This is a genomic window from bacterium (assembly GCA_040753085.1).
Classification (GTDB): domain Bacteria; phylum UBA9089; class JASEGY01; order JASEGY01; family JASEGY01; genus JASEGY01.
Window position 1 is genome coordinate 1 of sequence record JBFMHI010000134.1, and the last position, 7,514, is coordinate 7,514.

Annotated in this window: 7 protein-coding genes and 1 pseudogene; 2 read left to right on the plus strand and 6 right to left on the minus strand. The window is 46.4% G+C overall.

The annotated features are described in order from the left end of the window. Positions 1 to 131 precede the first annotated feature (131 nt). From purE to hemL, 6 genes and pseudogenes are all read right to left on the minus strand, one after another. Positions 132 to 662, minus strand: a complete 531-nt coding sequence (purE, locus tag AB1797_11460) for a 5-(carboxyamino)imidazole ribonucleotide mutase (protein ID MEW5768216.1) — start codon at positions 660 to 662, stop codon at positions 132 to 134. A 207-nt stretch (positions 663 to 869) separates the two neighbouring features. Then, positions 870 to 1,247: an aspartyl protease family protein gene (locus AB1797_11465; GenBank protein MEW5768217.1), complete on the minus strand. Its 378-nt coding sequence runs from the start codon at positions 1,245 to 1,247 to the stop codon at positions 870 to 872. Between the two features lie 160 nt (positions 1,248 to 1,407). Beyond that, the gene (locus AB1797_11470) at positions 1,408 to 1,701 is read right to left on the minus strand and encodes a septum formation initiator family protein (GenBank protein ID MEW5768218.1); all 294 of its coding nucleotides are present in this window, start codon (positions 1,699 to 1,701) and stop codon (positions 1,408 to 1,410) included. Between the two features lie 549 nt (positions 1,702 to 2,250). Then, positions 2,251 to 2,451, minus strand: a pseudogene (locus tag AB1797_11475) (HEPN domain-containing protein). 58 nt (positions 2,452 to 2,509) lie between these two features. Continuing rightward, positions 2,510 to 2,839 (minus strand): nucleotidyltransferase domain-containing protein, encoded by a 330-nt coding sequence (locus AB1797_11480; GenBank protein ID MEW5768219.1) that lies wholly within the window; start codon positions 2,837 to 2,839, stop codon positions 2,510 to 2,512. A 136-nt stretch (positions 2,840 to 2,975) separates the two neighbouring features. Beyond that, on the minus strand, positions 2,976 to 4,274 hold the full coding sequence (gene hemL / locus AB1797_11485) for a glutamate-1-semialdehyde 2,1-aminomutase (GenBank protein ID MEW5768220.1): 1,299 nt from the start codon (positions 4,272 to 4,274) through the stop codon (positions 2,976 to 2,978). 182 nt (positions 4,275 to 4,456) lie between these two features. Between hemL and AB1797_11490 the strand changes: the two genes are divergently transcribed. Next, positions 4,457 to 6,526, plus strand: a complete 2,070-nt coding sequence (locus AB1797_11490) for a VWA domain-containing protein (GenBank protein MEW5768221.1) — start codon at positions 4,457 to 4,459, stop codon at positions 6,524 to 6,526. 285 nt (positions 6,527 to 6,811) lie between these two features. Next, positions 6,812 to 7,273 carry a cytidine/deoxycytidylate deaminase family protein gene (locus AB1797_11495; protein MEW5768222.1) on the plus strand — a complete coding sequence of 154 codons (462 nt, stop codon included), beginning with the start codon at positions 6,812 to 6,814 and terminating at the stop codon, positions 7,271 to 7,273. Positions 7,274 to 7,514: the final 241 nt, after the last annotated feature.

The window sequence follows — 7,514 nt, forward strand, 5'->3', positions numbered from 1 at the left end:
GTGCTTGTCCATGTCCGTTCCGTAGACGGACAACCACAAGGGTTGTCCCTACAGCCTAAGGACAGACCCGAATCACGGACACGGCTCACGGATTTTCCGTGTTTCATCTGTGTGCATCTGTGGCTGAGCGGTTACTCTTTTTCTATTATCTCAGCCATTTCGCCTTTGTATGCCCTTACTTTATCCCTCAGGTAGGAGAACTTTACTCCCAGGATTTGAGCCGCTAAGATAGCCGCATTTTTAGCTCCAGCCTGACCAATAGCCACCGTAGCTACCGGCACCCCAGCCGGCATCTGGACGGTAGAATAAAGGGAATCCAGGCCGCCCATAGTCCGTCCCTCAAGAGGAATGCCAATAACAGGCAAGGGGGTAAAAGAAGCTATTACCCCTGCCAGGTGAGCCGCGCCGGAGGCAGCCGCAATAATAACTTCCAGACCTCTCTTTTCAGCTTCCTTAGCATACTGATGGGCCAATTCAGGGGTGCGATGGGCGGAAATAACCCGCATCTCATGTCCTATCTCGAATTGATCCAGCAGCTTAGACGTCTCTTCCACCACCGGCAGGTCCGACTTACTCCCCATAACAATTCCCACCAGGAGCTTATCTGTCTTGAGTTTCGAGTTCGGGGCACCTCCTAGCGGGTCGTCGGATTTCGAGTTCATTGGTAATTTCCTCCCGGTAATTACTCGGATAATCAGTGATCAGTGATCGGTAACGTAACTATTCAGTCTTCAGCCTTCAGCCTTCAGTCTATCTACCCTCCGCGATGAGCCGCCACGCCGGGGGCACGGTCGGCTCCACCGCCTTGTTCAGCCGACCGCTTCGTGCTCGGCTGAACGGCGCGGCGGGCTCCAACCGCCTTGCCAGTTTCAGAATTCAACGAATTCCTCGGGATAGTGGGTAAGGTCTATTTTCTCTTGCTCTGGAATCAGCCGTATGCCCCATTGGTGCATGGCCAAGACGCCGAAAAGAATCTCGATAGAAGTTCCCTCTTCATCTTTCCCGATCTCATCAACAACCATGGCGTGAGTGGATATTCGGCGACCTTCCAGTTCAGCCTCCAGGATGGCTGTCTGAGTTGTTTCTTTTACTTTTCCACCCAAAGCACTTCGGAGCGGCTTCTTGAATTTCGACGTGGTCAATAACGTGGCCACTGCAGGAACGACGTATGTATTTCGGGCCCCTGTATCAAACAGCGTCCAACATTCCCGACCATTTACCTTTATCATCTGACGTATTCTTCCCATCGCATCTCTCCTTGTTGCGTTTGTGAAGCCTAACTAATCTGCTCACAGCATTTGTCCCTAAAAGCCTTCTACCTTCAGCCTTCAGTCTATCCACCTGATCGGTAAGTGGCCTAAACGATAAACACGGCCAGAATATACTTTAGAAGCCACAAGTCACAAGTTATTCCTCCGGAAATTTGACTATTATTTCACCAGGCATAGTCATACCGTATTTATCTCTGGCTATTTTTTCAGAGGCCGCTGGATCTTCCGTTAACTCCTTTCTTTTTTTCTCCGTTTCAGCATTATTGCTTCTTAAATATATGATCTCTTTTTCAAGATGGTCTACTTCTCTTTCAAGCTGTCGCCTTTTTAAATAGCCTGCCTCTCCAAAGATAAAACTATAGATTCCACTTCCTGTGATGGCTATCACTCCCAGAATCACAACAACTTTGGACCACTTATTTTGGTTCATTACTACCTCCTAAGTACTCAGCCCTCCCTTGAAACACAGATTTCACCGATTATCCAGATTGCCCAGATTATTCTTGGATATGGAAAGAGATAGATTCCCCTTAAAAGACTTCGTCCATCGTCTTTTCCTGCATCTGATTGCATTAAATTTTATCATAAAAGATACCAGATTGTCAACAGATTATTTCCCCTTGACCAGGGTAATCGCCTCAAAATATATACTCGATGCTCGATACTCGATGCTGGATGCTCGAGGCTCAAGGCTTGAGGCTCGATGCGATTGCCCTGTAGGCTGCATTGAAAAAACTCGACCTGTACGGTTAGGTTGTAGACTACTGACGCTGAAAGCGTCGAATTTTAAATAGCCGTAGATGCAATCTACGGAAACAAATCGCAACGCTCGACCCTGCAAGGGTCGAATATTATCCATCGCCTAGAATTCAACCCTTTCAGGGTTGAGATGTTCGTAGCTGTTTCGCCTTCCGCAGGTTTCACCTGTGGTTATGTAAAATTCAAACCTTTCAGGTTTGAAGGGAATTGCTTGTAATCTCTAACCGTACAGGTCGAACTCTTTTTCTATTTTTCCTGTTTTGACAAAGTGAAGACTAAACATCCTTCGTACCCCATTATGAGTATCCACTTCGACCTCAGATAATGATAGAGCAGCCTTTGCAGCATGAAGAACAGCATAATAAGCCCTTGAAACACTATCCTCAAACAAATCTTTCTCAATTAATATCTTTGCTGCAAAAAGGGCCTTCTTTGATAACGAGTTAACTCTTTAACAGCCTTCTCATACGCTTTTTCATTCATACCGTAATTCCTTCTCGGATAATATTTTTTATAAAAGGAGCCCCCATATTATAAAGATGATTATACTCCTTTCTGTTGATGACTTTCGGAGATATACAAACTTCAGTTTCAAGAAGTATATCAGTAGCTATACCATAAACCACATCACAGATATGCCAGTTACCGCTTGATATAATTACTAACACATCTATATCTGAATCTTTCCAAGCGTCTCCACGAGCTCTGGAGCCAAACAACTTCACTTCTACAAGATTACCTACTAATGCTTCTTCAATCGCCATTCTAAATCTTTTCAGTGCCAGTTGCTCCCTTTTATTTAGTCTCATTTTAACCTAATCTCCCTATTTCTATTATATCCTTAACGCCACAATTTCATTTAACGTTCCCGTTGCAAGAGAAGCCTGAAGGGGTTGCACAAAAGTCTTTTGCAATGTGTTAGGCGAAAGCTCCGCAAACCGCCTTCTATCCTCCCAAATCCCTTAAGACCCCTGAAAGAGAAGCAAAGCCGGCCTTAATAGTTCTCTCGATATCGGCTTCAGTATGGGCGGCGGAGACAAAGACCGCTTCAAATTGGGAAGGCGGAAGATATATCCCCTCTTTAAGCATCTGCCGGAAATAACGGGCGTATCTTTCAGTATCGGATGTTTTAGCGGAGGCATAATCCCTTACTCTGCCGGCCGTAAAAAAGAGGGAGAACATTGAACCGATTTGATTAATGACGGCAGGGACCCTTAGTTTTTTAATATTCTTGAGTAATCCTTGGGTTAGAAGAGTGGTCGTTTTTTCAAGTCTATTATATATTTCTTTATCAGATAAAATTCTCAAAGTAGCTAAGCCAGCGGCCATAGCTACCGGATTGCCGGATAGGGTGCCGGCTTGATAAACCGGCCCGGAAGGGGCAATCATCTCCATTATCTCCCGCCGGCCGCCATAAGCCCCCACCGGAAAACCCCCGCCAATGATCTTACCCAGACAGGTCATGTCCGGCTTTATATCGAATAATGTCTGAACTCCACCATAATTTACCCTGAAGCCGGTAATGATTTCATCGAAGATCAAGATAATACCGTGTCTGGCGGTCAATTCCCTTAGCCCTTCCAGGAAACCGGCCATAGGTGGAATAACCCCCATATTCCCGGCGACCGGCTCTACGATAACCGCGGCCATATCAGAATGCTCTCTCTCAATGACTTCTTTTACCACTTTAAGGTTATTATAAGGGAGGTTATAGGTATATTGAGTCAAACTAAGCGGCACCCCCGGGCTATCAGGCAGCCCAAAGGTAGCTGCGCCTGAGCCGGCCTTGACTAAGAGACTGTCGGAATGGCCGTGATAACACCCTTCAAATTTAATAATCCGGTTTCGTTGGGTATATGCCCTGGCTAAACGGATGGCAGACATCACGGCTTCGGTTCCCGAATTGACCATCCTAATCAGGTCAATGGAGGGGAAGGCCTCCGTGATAAGGCGAGCCAGTTCTACCTCTGCCTCGGTTGGGGCGCCAAAAGCGGTGCCCAGACCGGCTGCCTTCGTCACCGCCGCGGTCACTTCAGGGTGGGCATGCCCCAGAATAAGAGGTCCCCAGGAAGAGACATAATCGATATACTCCGCCTCATCCGCATCTATGACCTTGCTGCCGATCCCCTTCTTGATAAAGATAGGATTCCCGCCCACCGCACCAAAGGCCCTGACCGGAGAATTTACCCCACCTGGGATATATCTCTTAGCTAACTCAAAAAGCCTTTCTGATTCTGCCCCCATAATTTTATCATTATATCTTGTTTATTTATCTAGGTCAAGTTAAATTGTGAATCTCGATAAATTTTTTCCTTTGACAGTTCAGGCATAATTTGATATTATGTAACCACTCAGCCGCAAGGCCACTAAGGCACGAAGTTTGTCCCTTAGTGGCTGAGTAGTTACTATGCTTTTAGACAAAATTAATGCTTACCTTTCTTAATCCCCTTTTCTTATTAGGCTTATTAGGAGCCAGTATCCCCATCATTATCCACGTGGTGGCCCGACGGAGAATCCGCAAGATTCAATTCAGCAGCCTGATGTTCTTACGGTTCCTGGAAGGAAGAAAAAGACGGCGGTTCCAACTCCAGCAGCTTCTCCTCCTGGCCCTTCGGATTCTTATCATTGCTTTTTTCTCCCTGGCCCTGGCCAGACCAACCCTTAAATCAGAGACTGGCTCCCTGGGTGGGTTTGGGGAGAGAGCAAAAACCACGGCTATCTTTATCATCGATGTTTCTTACAGTATGGGGGCCGCCTCAGCCGGAGGAAAAACAGCCATTGAACGGGCTAAAGAAACCGCCTTAAAGGTCTTGGAATCTCTTAAAGAGGGAGATAGGGCCAGTCTTATCCTGGCCTCCCTTCAACCTGAGATCATCTTTGATCCGCCCACCTTTAATTTAGCTCAAGTAGCCCGTGAGATCAAACGGATAGAACCAGGCCATACGCCCGGATTTATCGCCCCGGCCCTTAATCGGGCCTACCAAATCCTTCAGACCCAAACTCTCCCTAACGCCGAAATCTACATCTTAAGCGATGGTCAAAAAAAAGCCTGGGAAGATATGGCCGGGATAAAACCTGATCCGGCTATAAAATTGTTTTGCTTGAGCTGGCCGTCGGACCGAATGGTCGAAAATGCCGCCATCGTTGACCTTGATATTCCCACCATACTGAGAATCAATACCCCCCACCAATTGGGAGCCAGGATTAAAAACTTTGATGACCAGGAAAAGGATCTACTGGTCAGCCTGTATCTGGATGGTGATAAAAGGGGACAGCGAATTTTAAAAGTAGACCCGAAGGAAGAAACTTCAATCAACTTTTACTACACCTTCCAAAAGAGCGGAGAATATACCGGTTATTTCGCCCTTAAGGATGATGCCCTGGCTTTGGACAACATCTATCCTTTTTCTTTCCGTATCCCGGCGGTAATAAAGGTCTTGACTATTGGGCCTGAAGACAAAGACACCCTTTATCTTAACTATGCCCTCAGGCCGGCTGGTCAGGAGGAAAAGGGCTACCTCATCATGCCTGTTTCCGATGCAGCCGCCGATCTGGCCAGGTTCGATCTTTCACATTATGACCTTATTGCCTTAGTTAATCTGGAAGATATTTCTGCCGAGGTGGAGGTCAACTTAACCAAATACCTCGAAGCCGGTGGTGGTTTGCTTATTTTTTTAGGGGGGAAAGGTATGATTAGTGAAAGGCTCAGTCACTTGCTTCCAGCTAAACCAATAACTGTCTTGGAAAGAAAAGATAAACCTTTCACTATTGTTTCTTTTGAGATTAACCATTATATCTTTAATCCATTTAAGTCCCTGAAAAGGGGGTTGGAGGGGACTCATTTCTATCAAATCTTTGAAGTAGATCCGCTGCCTTCTTCCCGGGTCCTGGCCAAATTTAACGAAGCTTATCCAGCCATCATCGAAGGAAAATGGGGGAAGGGACGAACTATTATGGTGGCCAGCAGTGGAGATATCAGTTGGAATGATTTACCCCTTTCACCCTTCTATCTTCCCCTGATGCACCAGTTGACTTACTATTTGAATCGAAATTTCTCGTCAATTCCAAGAGAATTTATGGTTGGCGACCGATATGAGCTACCGGCGACCACCGAGGAGCCGATTATTGTCATCGATCCGGAAGGAGAGGTCAGAGAGATCAAACCCATTCAAAAAGGGGCTTCACTGGCCGCCGATTATGGCCCTCTAAACAAAACCGGAATTTATCAGGTCAATCGGTCAGGGGATAAAGAGCACTTCACGGCCAGGCCGGATTTTTCGGAATCAGACCTTTCCCTCCTCAGTAAATCAGAGGTTAAAGAAATCTTTAAAGATACGAAGGTGAAGTTTATTTCCTCCAACGGCCAAATAGAAAGAGTCGTTTATGAATCCCGGCAGGGAAGAGAATTAGGGAACAGATTCCTGGGCATTGTCCTTGGACTGCTTTTGGCCGAAGGTTTGCTTTCTAATCGATTTAGCCGACCCCGCAAAATATAATAGCGCGAAGCCTCCCGCCGCAACTAAATTTCGGATTTCGGATTTCGGATTACGGATTGAAGATTTTGTAACTACTCAAAACTAAGTTGAGTACTTACCCTTGAAGAGGCTGTGTCGTAATGCGAGGACTGCGAGCCGAAGACGAAACAGGACGGATTGCTCCCTCCCTCCCTCACTCCGTTCGGGCTTGCAATTGACAAGTTCTCAACTTGATTTTGAGTACAGACAAGATTTTAGATCCGCAATCTGCAATCCGAAATCCGCAATCGTAAATGAGGTGATATTATGTGGACACGTCCCACCTGGGATGATTATTTTATGGAGATAGCTTATCAAGTGGCCAGGCGGTCTACCTGTCTTAGAAGACAGGTAGGAGCCGTTCTGGTTAAAGACAAGGAAATACTGACTACCGGCTATAATGGGGCTCCTGCCAGGTTGCCCCACTGTATTGATGTTGGCTGTATCAGAAAAGAGGAAGGGGTGCCTTCAGGGGAGAGGCACGAGCTTTGCCGGGGCCTGCATGCCGAACAAAATACCATCATCCAGGCCGCCTCGCATGGGGTTAATATAAAAGATGCCACCCTTTACTCTACCCATCAGCCATGTAGTCTTTGTGCCAAGATGTTGATTAATGCCGGGATAAAACGGATTGTCTATTCCGGGGCCTATCCTGATCCTATGGCTTCGGAGCTATTAGCCGCTGCCGGGATAGAAATGGTTAGAAAAAGCGTAACTACTCAAAACTAAGTTAAGCAGTTAGTTGGGAGACAAAGCAAAATTCCCTCTCCCTTGATGGGCTTATCCTTACCCACATCTTTTAAAAACCACGAAGAACACGAAGGGCACGAAGATAAAACAAATCTGGGCATCGTTTCAAATCGCTACTTGAGAAGGGAGAGATCGGTTTACACTTTTTGTTCTCCAACCGGAACACAAAAAAGTCCCAAACTGGCTTTCAGAGCGGGAAAAGGCTGTTTATGTTTGCTGC